General features: G+C 73.4%; 16 protein-coding genes. 3 read left to right on the top strand and 13 right to left on the bottom strand.

Annotated elements, in window-relative coordinates; all coding sequences use genetic code 11:
• Window positions 1-45: 45 nt before the first annotated feature.
• Window positions 46-528 (bottom strand): PH domain-containing protein, encoded by a 483-nt coding sequence (locus tag HJG43_01565; GenBank protein ID UER53459.1) that lies wholly within the window; start codon window positions 526-528, stop codon window positions 46-48.
• Between the two features lie 156 nt (window positions 529-684).
• Between HJG43_01565 and HJG43_01560 the strand changes: the two genes are divergently transcribed.
• Both HJG43_01560 and HJG43_01555 read left to right on the top strand, forming a co-directional pair.
• Window positions 685-1,788 (top strand): NADH-quinone oxidoreductase subunit D, encoded by a 1,104-nt coding sequence (locus tag HJG43_01560; protein ID UER55608.1) that lies wholly within the window; start codon window positions 685-687, stop codon window positions 1,786-1,788.
• Between the two features lie 35 nt (window positions 1,789-1,823).
• The gene (locus tag HJG43_01555; GenBank protein UER53458.1) at window positions 1,824-2,432 is read left to right on the top strand and encodes a DUF1684 domain-containing protein; all 609 of its coding nucleotides are present in this window, start codon (window positions 1,824-1,826) and stop codon (window positions 2,430-2,432) included.
• Window positions 2,433-2,489: 57 nt separating this feature from the next.
• Here the strand turns inward: HJG43_01555 and HJG43_01550 are convergent, their stop codons facing one another.
• The 3 genes from HJG43_01550 to HJG43_01540 form a co-directional block, all read right to left on the bottom strand.
• Window positions 2,490-3,440, bottom strand: a complete 951-nt coding sequence (locus HJG43_01550; protein UER53457.1) for an ABC transporter substrate-binding protein — start codon at window positions 3,438-3,440, stop codon at window positions 2,490-2,492.
• A 141-nt stretch (window positions 3,441-3,581) separates the two neighbouring features.
• Window positions 3,582-4,301 (bottom strand): ABC transporter permease, encoded by a 720-nt coding sequence (locus tag HJG43_01545; protein ID UER53456.1) that lies wholly within the window; start codon window positions 4,299-4,301, stop codon window positions 3,582-3,584.
• Entirely contained in the window at window positions 4,301-4,984 is a 684-nt protein-coding gene (locus HJG43_01540; protein ID UER55607.1) for an ABC transporter permease, read from the bottom strand. Before HJG43_01540 ends, HJG43_01545 begins: the two co-directional genes overlap by 1 nt.
• A 42-nt stretch (window positions 4,985-5,026) precedes the next feature.
• Here HJG43_01540 and HJG43_01535 point away from each other — a divergent pair, with 42 nt between their 5' ends.
• Window positions 5,027-6,139: a betaine/proline/choline family ABC transporter ATP-binding protein gene (locus HJG43_01535; GenBank protein ID UER53455.1), complete on the top strand. Its 1,113-nt coding sequence runs from the start codon at window positions 5,027-5,029 to the stop codon at window positions 6,137-6,139.
• Window positions 6,140-7,098: 959 nt separating this feature from the next.
• Here the strand turns inward: HJG43_01535 and HJG43_01530 are convergent.
• The 9 genes from HJG43_01530 to HJG43_01490 all read right to left on the bottom strand — a co-directional run bounded on the left by HJG43_01530 (window position 7,099) and on the right by HJG43_01490 (window position 14,871).
• Entirely contained in the window at window positions 7,099-7,593 is a 495-nt protein-coding gene (locus HJG43_01530; protein ID UER53454.1) for a DUF3180 domain-containing protein, read from the bottom strand.
• A 4-nt stretch (window positions 7,594-7,597) separates the two neighbouring features.
• Window positions 7,598-8,092, bottom strand: coding sequence for a 2-amino-4-hydroxy-6-hydroxymethyldihydropteridine diphosphokinase (gene folK, locus HJG43_01525; protein ID UER55606.1), 495 nt, complete (start codon window positions 8,090-8,092; stop codon window positions 7,598-7,600).
• Window positions 8,093-8,154: 62 nt separating this feature from the next.
• The gene (folB, locus tag HJG43_01520; protein ID UER53453.1) at window positions 8,155-8,544 is read right to left on the bottom strand and encodes a dihydroneopterin aldolase; all 390 of its coding nucleotides are present in this window, start codon (window positions 8,542-8,544) and stop codon (window positions 8,155-8,157) included.
• A complete protein-coding gene (gene folP / locus HJG43_01515) occupies window positions 8,541-9,362 on the bottom strand; it encodes a dihydropteroate synthase (protein UER55605.1) in 822 nt (273 codons plus the stop codon). Before folP ends, folB begins: the two co-directional genes overlap by 4 nt.
• Before the next feature lie 47 nt (window positions 9,363-9,409).
• Window positions 9,410-10,048 carry a GTP cyclohydrolase I FolE gene (gene folE, locus HJG43_01510; protein ID UER53452.1) on the bottom strand — a complete coding sequence of 213 codons (639 nt, stop codon included), beginning with the start codon at window positions 10,046-10,048 and terminating at the stop codon, window positions 9,410-9,412.
• Window positions 10,049-10,066: 18 nt separating this feature from the next.
• A complete protein-coding gene (locus HJG43_01505) occupies window positions 10,067-12,103 on the bottom strand; it encodes an ATP-dependent metallopeptidase FtsH/Yme1/Tma family protein (GenBank protein UER53451.1) in 2,037 nt (678 codons plus the stop codon).
• Between the two features lie 147 nt (window positions 12,104-12,250).
• Window positions 12,251-12,790, bottom strand: a complete 540-nt coding sequence (gene hpt / locus HJG43_01500) for a hypoxanthine phosphoribosyltransferase (protein UER55604.1) — start codon at window positions 12,788-12,790, stop codon at window positions 12,251-12,253.
• A gap of 42 nt (window positions 12,791-12,832) precedes the next feature.
• A complete protein-coding gene (gene tilS, locus HJG43_01495) occupies window positions 12,833-13,792 on the bottom strand; it encodes a tRNA lysidine(34) synthetase TilS (GenBank protein UER53450.1) in 960 nt (319 codons plus the stop codon).
• A gap of 8 nt (window positions 13,793-13,800) precedes the next feature.
• Window positions 13,801-14,871 carry a zinc-dependent metalloprotease gene (locus HJG43_01490; GenBank protein ID UER53449.1) on the bottom strand — a complete coding sequence of 357 codons (1,071 nt, stop codon included), beginning with the start codon at window positions 14,869-14,871 and terminating at the stop codon, window positions 13,801-13,803.
• Window positions 14,872-14,889 lie beyond the last annotated feature (18 nt).

Genomic DNA, 14,889 nt, shown 5'->3' with positions numbered 1-14,889 from the left:
CGGACCACGGGACGCCGGGCTGCTGCTGCGAGGAGTGCTGCTCGTTCACAGACCCGCCAGTCGAGCCTCGCCGCGGCGGGCCAGCCGGTCCCGCAGCCGGGCGGCCTCCTCGGGCGGCAGGCCGGGGATGACGGCGTCGGTGGCGGCGCTCGCGGTGTGCAGCTGCACCCTGGCGATCCCCAGCCGGCGGTCCAGCGGCCCGGCCTGGACGTCGACGTACTGCATGCGGCCGTAGGGGACCACGACCATCGAGCGGAACACGACGCCCTTGCGCACGAGCAGGTCGTCCTCGTGCTCGGCGTACCCCCAGGCGCGCACCTGCCGGCCGATCACCCACCAGGCCCACCCGCCGACGGCGCCCAGCAGGACCACGGCGAGCAGCGGCCAGGCGGTGTCGAACAGGAGCCAGGCCGCGACGAACGGCAGCACGGACACGCCGAGGACGACGCCGAGCACGATCCGGCGGGCGGTCGCGAGCCGGGGGGAGATCGACGTCCAGGTGACGCCCGGGGGCTCGAAGGGGTCCATCTCGCTCCTGTGGTCGGCGGTCTGCAGCGATCGTCCCAGACCCACGACCACGGTGGAGAGGTGGCAGACTCGGCCAGCGTGGCGGAACGGGAGCTGGTCGTCGGTCTGGGTGCCGGCAGCGTGTCCTCCGACCCGGGCCGGCTGCCGACCACCGAGATGCTGCTCAACATCGGCCCGCAGCACCCGGCCACGCACGGGGTGCTGCGGCTGCGGCTCGTCGTCGACGGCGAACGGGTGGTGAGCGCCGAGCCGGTCGTCGGTTACATGCACCGCGGCGCGGAGAAGCTCTTCGAGGCCCGCGACTACCGCCAGATCATCGTCCTCGCCAACCGGCACGACTGGCTCAGCGCGTTCTCCAACGAGCTCGGCGTCGTCCTGGCCACCGAGCGGATGCTGGGGATGGAGGTGCCCGAGCGGGCGGTGTGGGCCCGCACCCTGCTCGCCGAGCTGAACCGGGTGCTCAGCCACCTCATGTTCCTCGGGTCGTTCCCCCTGGAGCTGGGCGCGATCACCCCGATGTTCTACGCGTTCGACGAGCGCGAGAAGCTGCAGGCGGTGATGGAGGAGCTCTCCGGGGGCCGGATCCACTACATGTTCAACCGGGTCGGCGGGCTCAAGGCGGACCTGCCGGCCGGCTGGCTGGACCGGGTGGACGCGGCAGTGCAAGCGGTTCGGCGGCGCCTGCCGGACCTCGAGGGCCTGCTCGTCGGCAACGAGATCCTGCGCGCCCGGACCCGCGGCGTCGGGGTGCTGAGCCGCGAGACGGCGCTGGCCTACGGGGTGAGCGGGCCGATCGCCCGAGCCAGCGGGGTCGACCTCGACCTGCGCCGGGACGAGCCCTACCTGGCGTACGGGGAGCTGTTCGGACCCGGCGGACCGGGGCGGGTGGTGACCCGGACCGAGGGCGACGCCCTGGCGCGGTTCGAGTGCCTGCTCGAGCAGGTGCACGTCTCCCTGGACCTGGCCCGCGCGTGCACCGAGCAGCTGCGGTCCCTGCCACCGGGACCGATCGACCAGCGGCTGCCGAAGGTGCTGCGGGTCCCGGAGGGCGCCTGCTACGCGTGGACCGAGAACCCGTTGGGCCTCAACGGGTACTACCTCGTCTCCCGTGGCGACAAGACGCCGTGGCGGCTCAAGCTGCGGTCGGCCTCGTTCAACAACGTCCAGGCGCTCTCCGAGCTGCTGCCAGGCAACCTCATCTCCGACCTCGTCGCGGTGATGGGCTCGATGTTCTTCGTCGTGGGCGACGTCGACAAGTGAGACCCCCGTCCCAGGGCGGCACTAACGTCCTGGGCATGACCTCCGAGCTCGACGTGCTGGACTGGCGTCGTCAGGTGAGCACCCTGTACGCGAACGTGCGCCGCCAGGCGGCCGGTGACCCGGCCGCCGCGCACGCCACCTGGCGGGCCGGCCGGGACGAGCTGTTCGCCCACCACCCGGCCTCGCCGCTGCTGCTGCCCGACCGGCACACCTTCACGGGGCTCCCGGTGGCCGACTACGACCCCGCGTTCCGGTTCGTCGTCCCGGTGCGCACCGACACGGCGACAGAGAGCTTCGAGTACCCCACCGGCACCGACGGGATCGTTCCCTTCCACCGGGTGGGCACCGTGGAGCTGCCCGGCCTTGGTCCGCTCGCCGTCTGGTGGCTGGACTCCTACGGCGGGGGACTGTTCCTGCCGCTGCGCGACGCGACGTCCGGAACCTCGTCCTTCGGCGGCGGCCGCTACCTGCTCGACACGGTCAAGGGTGCCGACCTCGGCGGAAGCCCGGACGCTCTCGTCGTCGACCTCAACTTCGCCTACAACCCGTCGTGCGCCTACGACCCGGCCTGGTCCTGCCCGCTGGCGCCGCCGGCGAACCACCTGGCCACCCCCGTCCCCGTCGGCGAGCTCACCCCGCCGTGATCATGCAGTCCCGCCACCCGCAGCGGGACCGCAGGGTCACGGATCCGGAGAGACGGGTCAGCCGATGAGGCCCTTCTCCTCGAGCCAGGCCCGGGCGACGTCCGGAGCCTGCTGCCGCTCGGCGTCCACCTGCCGGTTCAGCTCGACGAGGTCCTCGGTGGTGAGCTCGTCGGCGAGCCGGTTGAGCGCCTCGACGAGCGCGTCGCCGGCGGCCTCCTCGTTGACCGCGGGGACGAGGTTGTCAGCCAGCTGGAGGCGCTTGTCGTCCTCGAGCAGCACCAGCCCGTCCTCGGCGAGGCGACCGTCAGTGGTGGCGACGAGGCCGAGCTGGGCGTCGCCGGCGGTGACGGCGGCCTTGGTCTGCGGCGACCCGAACCCGGTCGGCAGGACGTCGGAGATCTCGATGCCGTAGGTCTCCTCCAGACCCGGGGCGCAGAAGGGCCGCTCCGGGCACTCCTCGGTCGCGGCGAGGACGATGGGCTGGTCCAGATCGCCGAGGTCGCTGAGGGTCTGCAGGTCGTTCTCCTCGGCGAACTCCGCGGTGACGGCGAAGCCGTTCTGGTCGGCGGCCTGGGCCGGCTCGAGCAGGATCACGCCCTGCTCCTCGGCAAGGGGCCGCATCGCCTCGACGGTCTCCGCTGCGTCGTTCGTCGCGATCGGCTCGGCGCCCGGGCCGTTCGCCCCGAGGTTGAGGAACTCGGCCAGGGTGGCCGCGTACTCCGGGACGACGTCGATGGCACCACTGGCGAGCTCGGGGAAGTACAGCTCCCGGTTGTCCGCGGAGACGGTCTCGGTGGTGAAGCCCGCGTCCTCGAGGAGCTCAACGTAGATCGCCTGCATGATCTGCATCTCGGTGAAGTTGGCCCCGCCGACGACGACGGTCTGCCCGTCGGCGCCCGACGAGGTCGTGGTGCCGTCACCGGGGTCGAGGGCGTCGTCGCCGGCGCAGGCCGAGAGCGTGAGGGCCGCGCCGGCCAGGACCGCCAACCAGGACGTGCGTCGCACCATGGTCACCGCCTTCTGTGTCCCGCGGCGCCGGGGCCGCGCGTGTCCGGCGGGCACGTGGTTGTCACCCGCTGCCCCGAGTCAATCACCGGTCGGGTGAGGGCCGCAGCCCGGACCGGGTAACGAGTGCGTCACGGTCGCCGGTCAGGTCGCGGGCGTGCCGGCGGCCGTCCTGGCGCGGGCGGCGGAACGGCGGCGAGCGCGCGCTCCCGGGTCGACCGCACGCCCGACCACCTCGAAGACGATCTCGACGAGCAGGGCGAGACCGGCGATCACCGCGGCACCGGCGACGACCTGGCCGACGTCCCGGTTGGCCAGGCCGGCAGTGACGATCCGGCCCAGTCCGCCGAAGGCGGCGATCGCGGCGATGGACACCGTGGCGAACAGCTGCACGGCGGCCAGCCGCACACCGGTCATCAGCAGCGGCGTGGCCAGCGGCAGCTCGACCCGGCGCAGCACCTGCATCCCGGTCATGCCCATGCCGCGGGCGGCGTCCACGGCGCCGGGGTCGACGTCCCGCATCCCCACGTACGTGTTCGTCACGATCGGAGGCACGGCGAAGGCGGTGAACGCGACCAGCGCGGACAGCGTCGTGAGCCCGAACGGCCGGTCTGCCAGCACCAGAATCGTGAGCAGGGCGAGCGTCGGCACCGCCCGGCCGACGTTGCTGATCTGGACGGCGAGGACACCGCCGCGGCCGGTGTGCCCCAGCCAGAGAGCCAGTGGAAGGGCGACCAGGCAGGCCAGCCCGAGGGAGGCGGCGGTCAGCCCGAGGTGCTCGACGAGAAGGGTCGGAACACCCCGGCTGCCGCGCCAGTTCGCCGGGTCGGTGAGCCAGGCGACCGCGTCGTGCAGCCAGTCCATCAGGACCTCCCCCGCTGCCAGGGCGTAAGCGCCCGTTGGGCCCCGAGCAGCATCAGGTCGAAGACGACGGCGAGCACGACGCACAGCACCGAGGCGGTGAGCACCTCGGCGCGGAAGTCGGCTCGCAGACCGCGGGTCAGCAGGTCGCCGAGGCCGCCGAAGCCGACGACGGTGCCGACGGTCGTCAGCGCGACGGTCGACACCGTGGCCACGCGCAGGCCGGCGAACGCGGCCGGGAGCGCGAGCGGCATCTCCACCCGCCACAGCATCCGGCCGGGACCGAACCCCATGCCGCGGGCGGCGTCCCGGACCTCCTCGTCCACGGCGTCCAGGCCGGCCAGCAGGTTGCGAACGAGGATGGTCAACGAGTAGAGCACCAGCCCCGTGACGACGGTGGCCGCGGAGAGTCCGAACAGCGGCAGCAGCAGGGCGAACAGCGCCAGCGACGGGATCGTGTAGAGCGCGGTGGCGACCCCCAGGGTCAGCGGGCGAGCCCCGCGGACACGGTAGGCGAGCACGGCGAGCGGGACGGCGACGAGCACACCGATGAGTACGGCGGAGACGGTGATCGTGACGTGCTCCCGGGTCTCGGCGAGCAGGACCTCGGAGCGGGTCGCGACGTACTCCCAGCACACCCAGTCGTTGCGCGTCAGGCAGTTGTCCGTGAGGGTTGCCGCGTGCACACCGGCCGGAGCAGTCACGACGACGACGCTAGCCGCGATCCGATGATCCGTCTCGACGGCGTCGGCAAGCGGTACCCGGACGGCACGGTCGCGGTCGACTCCCTGACCCTCGACGTCCAGCGGGGCGAGCTCGTCGCCCTCGTCGGCCCCTCCGGCTGCGGGAAGTCGACGACGCTGCGGATGGTCAACCGGCTGATCGAGCCGACCTCGGGGCGGATCATCCTGGACGGCGAGGACGTCACCGGGGTCGACCCGGTGCGGCTGCGGCGGGGGATCGGCTACGTCATCCAGCGGGTGGGACTGTTCCCCCACCTGACCGTCGGCGCGAACGTCGCCACCGTGCCGGACCTGCTGGGCCGGGACGGAGCCCGCACCCGGGAGCGAGTCGCGGAGATGCTCGACCTCGTCGGGCTCGACCACGACCAGTACGCCGACCGGTACCCGCACGAGCTGTCCGGCGGCCAGCAGCAGCGTGTCGGCGTCGCCCGGGCGCTGGCCGCCGACCCGCCGGTGCTGCTCATGGACGAGCCGTTCGGCGCGGTCGACCCCATCGCCCGGGACCGGCTGCAGTCGGAGTTCCGCCGCATCCAGGCGGACCTGCACAAGACGGTGCTGTTCGTCACCCACGACATCGACGAGGCGGTCCGGCTCGCCGACCGGGTCGCCGTCCTGTCCGAGGGCGGGCGGCTCGAGCAGTACGCCGACCCGGCGACCGTGCTCGGCGCCCCGGCCAACGACTTCGTCGCGGACTTCGTCGGGGCGGACCGGGGGCTGCGCCGGCTCGCCGTCACCCCGATCGAGCGGGACGACCTCGTCCAGCCGCCCACCGTGGCTCCGGACGACACGATCGCCGAGGCGCGCCAGGTCGTGCAGCGGGCGCCGGAGCCGTACGCCGTCGTGGTAGGCGCCGACGGCAGGCTGCTCGGCTGGGTGTCCGAGCGGACCCTGCGCGGCGACGGGGTGGTGGCCCAGCGGGTGCACCGCTTCGACGAGATCGCGATTCTCGGGGACTCGCTGCGCCGGGCGTTGGCCGAGATCGTCCAGCACGACGCAGGCTGGCTGCCGGTCGTCGACGACGCGGACCGGTACCTCGGTGTGCTGACCCCGGAGGCCGTCCACGCCGCCCTGCGGCGCACCGCTCCGAGCAGTCGCTGACCGACCGCCACCACGTCGTCCTCCCTGACCGCGACCCAGTCGCACCCTTCGTGATCAGGCCGAAAATCCCCGCTTCGTGATCATGCAGTCCCGCCACCCACCGGCCACCGGTCCGGCTCACAGAATGCTGGGTTGGTGGCGCGACACGCCGGCCAGGCTGTGTCGAGCGCAGCATTCTGTGGTCGAGGCGCCTGACCCGACGTGGGCGGCCATGACCACCAACGCCCACTTTCATCCTTCGAGGCGCCAGCCAGCGGCCATGAGGTGTTCAGTCGAAAATCCCCCCTTCGTGATCATGCAATCCCGCCACCCCGCACGACCCACTCGTGATCATGCAGTCCCGCCACCCCAGCACCCACCGCCCGCTCACAGAATGCTGGGTTGGTGGCGCGACACGCCGGCCAAGCTGCGCCGAACGCAGCATTCTGTGGTCGAAGCACCTGACCCGACGTGGGCTGCCATCGTCACTACGGCCTGTTTTCATCCCTCGGGGGTGGCCGCCAGCGGCCATGAGACGTTCATGCAATCCCGCCACCCACCGGCCACCGGATCACAGAGTGCTGGGTTCGTGGCACAACACGCCGCCAATACGGCGATGAACCCAGCATTCTGTGAGAAGCGGCCACACGCCCGGAGGCATCAGGAGGTTCCCGCACCCGCTCGCTGGGGTGGCGGGATTGCATGATCACGAGGGGTGGGTGCGGGGTGGCGGGATTGCATGAACGCCTCATGGCCCCTGGCGGGGCCACCCCGGAGACTGAAAATGGGCCCTGGCGGCCCTGGCGGCCCGGGAACCCGCGTCGGGTCATGGGCCTCCACCACAGAATGCTGCGTTCGGCACAGTTTCGCCGGCGTGTCGCGCCAACAACCCAGCATCCTGGGAGCCGGGCGCTAGGGGCCGATGGGTGGCGGGATTGCATGATCACGAGGGGTGGGTGCGGGGTGGCGGGATTGCATGATCACGAGGGGTGGGTGGCGGAGGGGCCGTCGTCGGGGGGGTCGTCGGAGGAGTCGTCGTCGGGCGGCAGCGCGCACCACCGCTCGACCAACCAGCCGGCGGCCAGGAGCGCACCGGAGGCCAGGACGGCGACGCCGGCCATCCAGAACCGCTCGCGGCGGGCCTCCACGACCAGGTCCGGCAGGACAAGCAGCGCCTGCGCCGCGTAGAACCCGATGAGGGCAGCGCCGGCGTAGGCGGACGCCCGCGCCAGCACGAGCACCCGAGCGGCACGCAGAGGGTCCAGAGGTCTGGAACGGTCACCTCGCGTCCACCGACGCACCGGCCGCCCCGCGGCGACCACGGCGACGGCGAGCAGCACGAGCGCGACGGGCGCCGTCCAGGGCAGCGCGGGCAGCAGTCCCCCGGAACGCTCCACGAGCCGCAGCACGGCCCACGAGGCGGCACCGACGACGACCGCGATCACCGCGAGCCGGTTCGCTCGCATCGGCGTCACCGGGTCACCACCGCAGATCCGTCCGGCGCACGTGCGGCGCGTCGGCAGCTGTCCTCACCAGGTCGGCCACGCGGCCACCGTCCGGTCCGGGCAGCTCCGCGTCCGGGTCGACCTGGGCCCACGGGACCAGCACGAAGCCCCGGTCCCGCGCCCGCGGGTGCGGCAGCGTCAGCTCCGGGTCCGCGCAGACCGTCCCGCCGTGCACCAGCACGTCGACGTCGAGCGTGCGAGGTCCCCAGCGCACCGACCGCTCCCGGCCGTGCTCGGCCTCCACTCGCAGCGCAGCGTGCAGCAGCTGCCGCGGGGACAGGCTGCAGCGGGCGACGAGGACGGCGTTGAGGTACGGCCCCTGCTCGGGTCCCCCCACGGGCGGGGTCTCGTACATCGCCGACACCCGGACGTCGGTCAGCCCGGCTTCCGCCTGCAGCCGGCGCAGCGCCGAGCGCAGGGTGGCCGCACGGTCGCCGAGGTTGGCGCCGAGCGCCACGGCGACCGGCACGGGTCGGGCGGGGACGGTGTCGGGACCACCGGTGTCGGGGCCACCCGTGTCGTCCGGGCCGCTCACCGCTCGCGCACCACACGGACGACGACGTCGGCGAACGGGACGGGGACCGGCGCCTGCGGCTTGTGCACGGCGACCTCGACGCGCACCACCCGCTCATCGGTGAGGCAGTCGGCGGCGATCCGCTCGGCGAGGGTCTCCAGGAGGTCGACCGGGTCGCCGGCGACCCGGTCGTGCACCCGGCGGGCGACCGCGGCGTAGTCCACGGTCTGGGCGAGGTCGTCGGTGGCGGCGGCGGCGCGCACGTCGGTGTGCAGCACGACGTCGACGACGAACTCCTGGCCGAGGTCCCGCTCGGCGGCCAGCACGCCGTGCCGGCCGCGGGCTCGCAGCCCGAGCAGCTCGATACGGTCGCCGCCGCCGCCGGCCGGCGCGCTGGTGCCGGTCACCGGGTCGCCCCTGGCCGGCCAGCCGCGGCGGCCGACCAGGCGGCCGCGACCCGGACGGCGGAGAAGCTGGCGAGCGCCTCGTGCACCCGGACGCACCAGACGCCCGCGGCGGCGGCGAGCGCGGTGACGGCGGCGCTGGCGTCGTCCCGCTCCAGCGGCGGCGCCGGCTCGCGGCCCGGCCCGGCGAGCAGGTGACCGAGGAACCGCTTGCGAGAGGCCGCGACGAGCACCGGCAGCCCGGTCCCGGTCAGCGCGTCGAGGTGGGCGAGCAGTGCCCAGTTGTGCTCACCGGTCTTGGCGAAGCCGAGCCCGGGGTCGAGCACGAGCTGACGCTCGTCGACGCCCTCGTCGAGCAGCCCGTCCACGCGGCGGAGCAGCTCGCGCCGGACGTCGGCGACGACGTCGTCGTAGACGGCGAGGTCGTCCATCGTCGCGCTGTGCCCACGCCAGTGCATGACGACGTAGGGGGCGCCGGACGCGGCGACGAGCCGGGCCATCACCGGGTCGGCGAGACCGCCGCTGACGTCGTTGACGAGCCGTGCCCCGGCCTCCAGCGCCTGCTCGGCCACGGAGGCCCGCATGGTGTCCACGCTGACGACGGCGCCGGCGTCGGCGAGCTCGGTGACGACCGGCAGGATCCGGCGCAGCTCCTCGTCCTCGGGGACGCGCGGCGCGCCGGGGCGGGTGGACTCCCCTCCGACGTCGAGCAGGTCGGCGCCCTCGGCGAGCAGCTGCAGGCCGCGGGCCACCGCGGCGTCCGTGTCGAACCAGCGGCCCCCGTCGCTGAAGGAGTCGGGGGTGACGTTGACCACTCCCATGACCAGGGCCCGGCCTGTCGCCAGGTCCTCCAGGCCTACCGGCGCCCTCACCGTCGGTTCATCAGGGCCAGTGCCTCGGCCCTGCTCGCCGGGTCGCGCAGCTGCCCGCGCATCGCCGAGGTCACCGTCCGGGCCCCGGGCTTGCGCACACCGCGCATGGACATGCACAGGTGCTCGGCCTCGATGACGACCATCGCGCCGCGCGGACGCAGGACCCGCATGAGGGTGTCCGCGACCTGCGTGGTGAGGCGCTCCTGGACCTGGGGACGGCGGGCGTAGACGTCGACCAGCCGGCCGAGCTTGGAGATGCCGGTGATGCGACCGTCCGGGGCCGGGATGTAGGCGACGTGCGCGACGCCGTGGAAGGGCACGAGATGGTGCTCGCACTGGCTGTAGACCTCGATGTCCTTGACGACGACCATCTCGTCGTGGCCGAGGTCGAAGGTCGTGGTCAGCACCTCCTCGGGGTCCTGCCAGAGGCCGGCGAACATCTCCGCGTAGGCGCGGGCGACCCGGGCCGGGGTGTCCCGCAGACCGTCGCGGTCAGGGTCCTCGCCGAGGGCCAGGAGGATCTCCCGGACGGCGCGCTCCACCCGCTGCGGGTCGTAGGGGCCCTGCCGTCGGTCCACGGCGGCCCGCGCCACCTCGGCCGCCAGCGGCTCGTCGTCCCCGGGCACGACGCTCATCGGCGCGTCCCTCCTCGCTCAGCCCTGCCGGCCGGGGTCGACCGGCTCGGTCTCGGGCACCGGCCGGGTCTCGCTCGGGGGGTGCTCGTCGCCGGCGGCGGCCGCCTCGTCCTGGGGCGCGGGCCGGGCGCCGTTGCCGTTGACCCGGGCGGCCTGCTCGGCCGGGGTCAGCACCGGTGGCTGGTCGGAGACGTGGCGCCGGTCGCTGGAGAGCCAGACCGGACGCAGCGGGCGCTTGTGCACCGGCGCGAAGATCTCGGCGAGCTGCTCCTTGCCGAGCGTCTCGTGCTCGAGCAGCTCGGTGACGAGGTGGTCCAGCACCGGGCGGTGCTCCATGAGCACCTCCCACGCCTCGTCGTGCGCGGCCTCGATGAGTCGGCGCACCTCCTCGTCGACGACCGAGGCGAGCTCCTCGGAGTAGTCGCGCTCGTGCCCCATGTCACGGCCGAGGAACACCTCACCCGTGGACTGCCCGAGCTTGATCGCCCCTACCCGCTCACTCATCCCGTACTGGGTGACCATCTTGCGCGCCAGCGACGTGGCCTTCTCGATGTCGTTGGCGGCGCCGGTGGTGGGGTCGTGGAAGACGAGCTCCTCGGCGACCCGGCCGCCGAGGGCGTAGGCGAGCTGGTCGAGCATCTCGTTGCGGGTGGTGGAGTACTTGTCCTCCGCCGGCAGCACCATCGTGTAGCCGAGGGCCCGGCCGCGGGGCAGGATCGTCACCTTGGTCACCGGGTCGGTGTGCCGCATCGCCGCCGCGACGAGGGCGTGCCCGCCCTCGTGGTAGGCGGTGATCTTCTTCTCCTTGTCGTTCATGATCCGGGTCCGCTTCTGCGGCCCGGCGACGACACGGTCGATCGCCTCGTCCAGCGCGGCGTTGTCGATCACCTTGGCGTTGTTGCGCGCGGTGAGCAGGGCCGCCTCGTTGAGCACGTTGGCCAGGTCGGCCCCGGTGAACCCGGGGGTCCGGCGGGCGACGGCGAGCAGGTCGACGTCGGGTGCCATCGGCTTGCCCTTGGCGTGCACCTGGAGGATGTGGTGCCGGCCGACCATGTCCGGCGGCTCGACGGCGATCTGACGGTCGAACCGGCCGGGGCGCAGCAACGCGGGGTCGAGGATGTCCGGACGGTTCGTCGCGGCGATGAGGATGACGTTCGTCTTGACGTCGAACCCGTCCATCTCCACGAGCAGCTGGTTGAGCGTCTGCTCCCGCTCGTCGTGGCCGCCGCCGAGGCCGGCGCCGCGGTGCCGGCCGACGGCGTCGATCTCGTCCACGAAGATGATCGCCGGGGCGTTGTTCTTCGCCTGCTCGAACAGGTCACGGACCCGGGAGGCGCCGACACCGACGAACATCTCGACGAAGTCCGAGCCGGAGATCGAGTAGAACGGCACGCCCGCCTCACCGGCGACCGCGCGGGCGATGAGCGTCTTGCCGGTGCCTGGCTGGCCGTACAGCAGCACGCCCTTGGGGATCTTGGCGCCGACCGCCTGGAACTTGGCCGGGTCGGTGAGGAACTCCTTGATCTCCTGGAGCTCCTCGACGGCCTCGTCGGCGCCCGCGACGTCCGCGAAGGTGACCTTGGGGGCCTCCTTGCTGACGAGCTTGGCCTTGGACTTGCCGAACTGCATGACCCGCGAGCCGCCGCCCTGCATGTTCGACAGCAGGAACCAGAACAGGCCGAGGATGATGAGGATCGGCAGCATCGTCAGCAGCAGGCTGCCGAGGAAGGAGTCCTGCGGGACCTCGTCGGTGAAGCCCTCCGGGACCGCCTCGCTCACCGCGGCCACGACCTCGTCGCCGCGCGGCTGGACGTAGTGGAACTGGACCTGGGTGCCCTTGTCCTCGTAAGGCTCGGTCAGGGTGAGGTCGACCCGCTGCTCACGGTCGACGATCTTGGCCTGCTCGACCTTGCCGTCCTCGAGCAGCTGCAGGCCCACCGAGGTGTCGATCCGCTGGAAGCCTCCACCGGACAGGGCCTGGGTGCCGATGAGCAGGACGAGCAGGGCGACGATGATCCAGATCGCCGGCCCGCGGAGAACGCGCTTGAAGTCCATCGACTGTTCGGGGCTGCTGGCCCCGTCCCTCCTGGTTTCGGAAACTGCGCACGAAGGTACACCGGCGGCCCGTCGGGCTGTCGCCGAAGCGGTGGTCGCCGGACCGGCGTCCACCAGGGCAAACGGGCCACGTCCTCCCGGTGTTCCTCAGTGCGCGTAGACGTGGGGGGCGAGCGTGCCGACGAACGGCAGGTTGCGGTAGCGCTCGTCGTAGTCGAGGCCGTAGCCGACGACGAAGTCGTTGGGGATGTCGAACCCGACGTAACGGACCGGCACCTCCACCTTCGCGGCGTCCGGCTTGCGGAGCAGGGCCAGCACCTCCACGGACGCCGGCCCGCGCGACCCGAGGTTCGCCAGCAGCCAGGACAGCGTCAACCCGGAGTCGATGACGTCCTCGACGATGAGCACGTGCCGGCCGGTGATGTCCTGGTCGAGGTCCTTGAGGATCCGCACGACACCGGAGGACTGGGTGCCCGAGCCGTACGACGACACCGCCATCCAGTCCATCTCGGCGGGGTGGTGCAGCGCCCGAGCGAGGTCGGCCATGACCATGACGGCGCCCTTGAGGACCCCCACGAGCAGCAGGTCCTGCCCGGCGTAGTCGCGGTCCACCTCGGCAGCCATCTCCGAGAGCCGGCGCTGGATGTCCTCGGCCGTGACGAGGACCTTCTCCAGGTCGTTGCCCATGTCCTGCGCGTCCACCGGGGAGCTCCTCGGTCCGGGATCGGGTCAGCCGGGCGTCAGCCTGCCACAGGCACGCCGGACGACGACACGGCCGGGCAGGTGCAACGGCCCCTGGCCGTGCCAGCCGGTGACGAGGGCGTCGACGGCCAGCACGTGGTCCCGGGTGAGGGACCCGGCCGGGGCGCCGAGGCCGAGCAGCCAGGTGCGCAGCACCCGGGTCCGGACGGCGGCTGGCAGCGCAGCGAGCGAGGCCGCGTCGAGGTCCCCGTCGTCGGTCCGGACGTCGACCGCGGCGCGGGCGGCCAGGTCGTCGAGCGCCTCGGCGTCGGCGCGCAGGGCCTCGGCACTGCGTGCCAGCGCCTCGGCCACCCCAGGGCCGAGCTCCGCCTCCAGCACCGGCAGGATCCGGTGGCGGACCCGGCTGCGGGTGTACGCGGGGTCGGCGTTGGCCGGGTCGGCCCACCAGTGGAGGCCGAGCGCCCGGCACGCCTGCTCGGTGGTCGCCCGGGGCAGTCCCAGCAGCGGCCGGCGGAACGGCCCGCGCCGGCGGGGCATGCCGGCGAGCGAGCGGGCCCCGGCGCCGCGAGCGAGCCCGAGCAGGACCTGCTCGGCCTGGTCGTCCCGGGTGTGCCCGAGCAGCACGACGCCGCCCGCCGCCTGCTCCTCGAGGGCGGCGAGCCGGGCCGTGCGCGCCGCCGCCTCGGTGCCCTCGCCGTCCAGGCTGACCCGCACCCGGACGACGTCCGCGGCCAGCCCGAGGGACCGGCAGGTCGCGGCGGCCCGGGCGGCCACCTCGGCGGAGCCCGGTTGCAGACCGTGGTCGACGACGACCGCCCGGGCGACCAGCCCGGCCCGCGGGGCGGTGAAGGCGGTCGCCGCGGCGAGGGCGAGCGAGTCGGCGCCACCGCTGCAGCCGACGACGACCAGCCGTCCGGCGGGCAGGTCGGCCACCTCCCGGCGCACCGCGGCCCGCACCGCCGCAACCGCCGGGTCGGGACCGCTCACGGCGTCACTCAGCCGTGGACGCGCGCGACCCAGCCCGCGGGGTCGGCGATCTCCTCGGGCGTGGGCAGCGTGTCCGGGGAGTCCCAGACCCGGTTGAAGCCGGTCGTCCCGACGTCGTCGACGACCGACCGGACGAACACCGCGCCGTCGGCGTACTGGCGCATCTTCGCGTCGAGCCCGAGCAGCCGGCGCAGCAGCCGGTCGGGGGCGCCCCGGCCGGAGCGGCGGCGGGAGAACTGGCGGCGGATCGTCGCGACCGAGGGGATCACCGACGGGCCGACCTCGTCCATGACGACGTCCGCGTGGCCCTCGAGCAGCGACATCACCGCGGTGACCTCGGCGAGGGCGCGGCGCTGCTCGGGAGTCTGGACGACGTCGAGCAGGCCGGTCGCGGCGTCCCCCCGGACCACGTCCGGCAGCCGGCCGAGGGCGTCCAGGACCCGGTCCAGGACGGCGCCTGGTTCATCGAGCAGGTCGCTCACCAGTGCGCGGACCCGGGCGGTGAGGTGGTCACGTAGCCACGGGCTCGCGGTGAACTGGACCCGGTGGGTCTCCTCGTGCAGGCACACCCAGAGGCGGAAGTCGGCCGGGTCCGCGGCGAGCTCGCGCTCGGCGTGGACGACGTTCGGCGCCACGAGCAGCAGGCGCCCGCCGCCGGAGCTGAAGACGTCGTACTGGCCGAGCACGCGCGAGGACAGGAACGCCAGCAAAGAGCCCATCTCGGCGCCGGTGACGCGGCTGCCGACGGCACCGACCAGCGGGGCGAGGCTCCCCCCGCGGCGGCCGGCGGCCTCCTCGACGACGGGGGCGAGCAGGGTGCGGAAGGCCTCGACGTTGGCCCGCACCCAGCCGGGGCGGTCGACGACGAGGACGTCCTCCCCCGGCTGCGTGCTCAGGCCGGTGACCTGCTCGACCAGCGGGGTGGAGCGGCGGGCGTCGGCGCGCAGCACGGCGACGACGTCGGCGGCCTCGGCGCGGGACACCTGCGGCCCGGGTCGGGTCAGCCGGGTGGCGGCGGCGACCGCGAGGTCCCAGTCGACGAGCGCGTCGACGGCGGCGGTGCTGGCGGTGGTGGTCACTGCGCCACCGTACGTGGG

Source organism: Kineosporiaceae bacterium SCSIO 59966 (assembly GCA_020881835.1).
In the GTDB taxonomy this organism is placed as follows: Bacteria; Actinomycetota; Actinomycetes; order Actinomycetales; family SCSIO-59966; genus SCSIO-59966.
The sequence above is the reverse complement of the archived record's forward strand: the minus strand, read 5'-3'. Positions and strand labels throughout refer to the sequence as shown.

What these genes read in the sequence shown, in the direction of transcription:
- HJG43_01565 (UER53459.1), bottom strand. Translation starts at nt 528, where the DNA reads ATGGACCCCTTCGAGCCCCCGGGCGTCACCTGGACGTCGATCTCCCCC.
- HJG43_01560 (UER55608.1), top strand. Translation starts at nt 685, where the DNA reads ATGCTGCTCAACATCGGCCCGCAGCACCCGGCCACGCACGGGGTGCTG.
- HJG43_01555 (UER53458.1), top strand. Translation starts at nt 1,824, where the DNA reads ATGACCTCCGAGCTCGACGTGCTGGACTGGCGTCGTCAGGTGAGCACC.
- HJG43_01550 (UER53457.1), bottom strand. Translation starts at nt 3,440, where the DNA reads ATGGTGCGACGCACGTCCTGGTTGGCGGTCCTGGCCGGCGCGGCCCTC.
- HJG43_01545 (UER53456.1), bottom strand. Translation starts at nt 4,301, where the DNA reads ATGGACTGGCTGCACGACGCGGTCGCCTGGCTCACCGACCCGGCGAAC.
- HJG43_01535 (UER53455.1), top strand. Translation starts at nt 5,027, where the DNA reads ATGATCCGTCTCGACGGCGTCGGCAAGCGGTACCCGGACGGCACGGTC.
- folP (UER55605.1), bottom strand. Translation starts at nt 9,362, where the DNA reads ATGGGAGTGGTCAACGTCACCCCCGACTCCTTCAGCGACGGGGGCCGC.
- folE (UER53452.1), bottom strand. Translation starts at nt 10,048, where the DNA reads ATGAGCGTCGTGCCCGGGGACGACGAGCCGCTGGCGGCCGAGGTGGCG.
- HJG43_01505 (UER53451.1), bottom strand. Translation starts at nt 12,103, where the DNA reads ATGGACTTCAAGCGCGTTCTCCGCGGGCCGGCGATCTGGATCATCGTC.
- hpt (UER55604.1), bottom strand. Translation starts at nt 12,790, where the DNA reads ATGGGCAACGACCTGGAGAAGGTCCTCGTCACGGCCGAGGACATCCAG.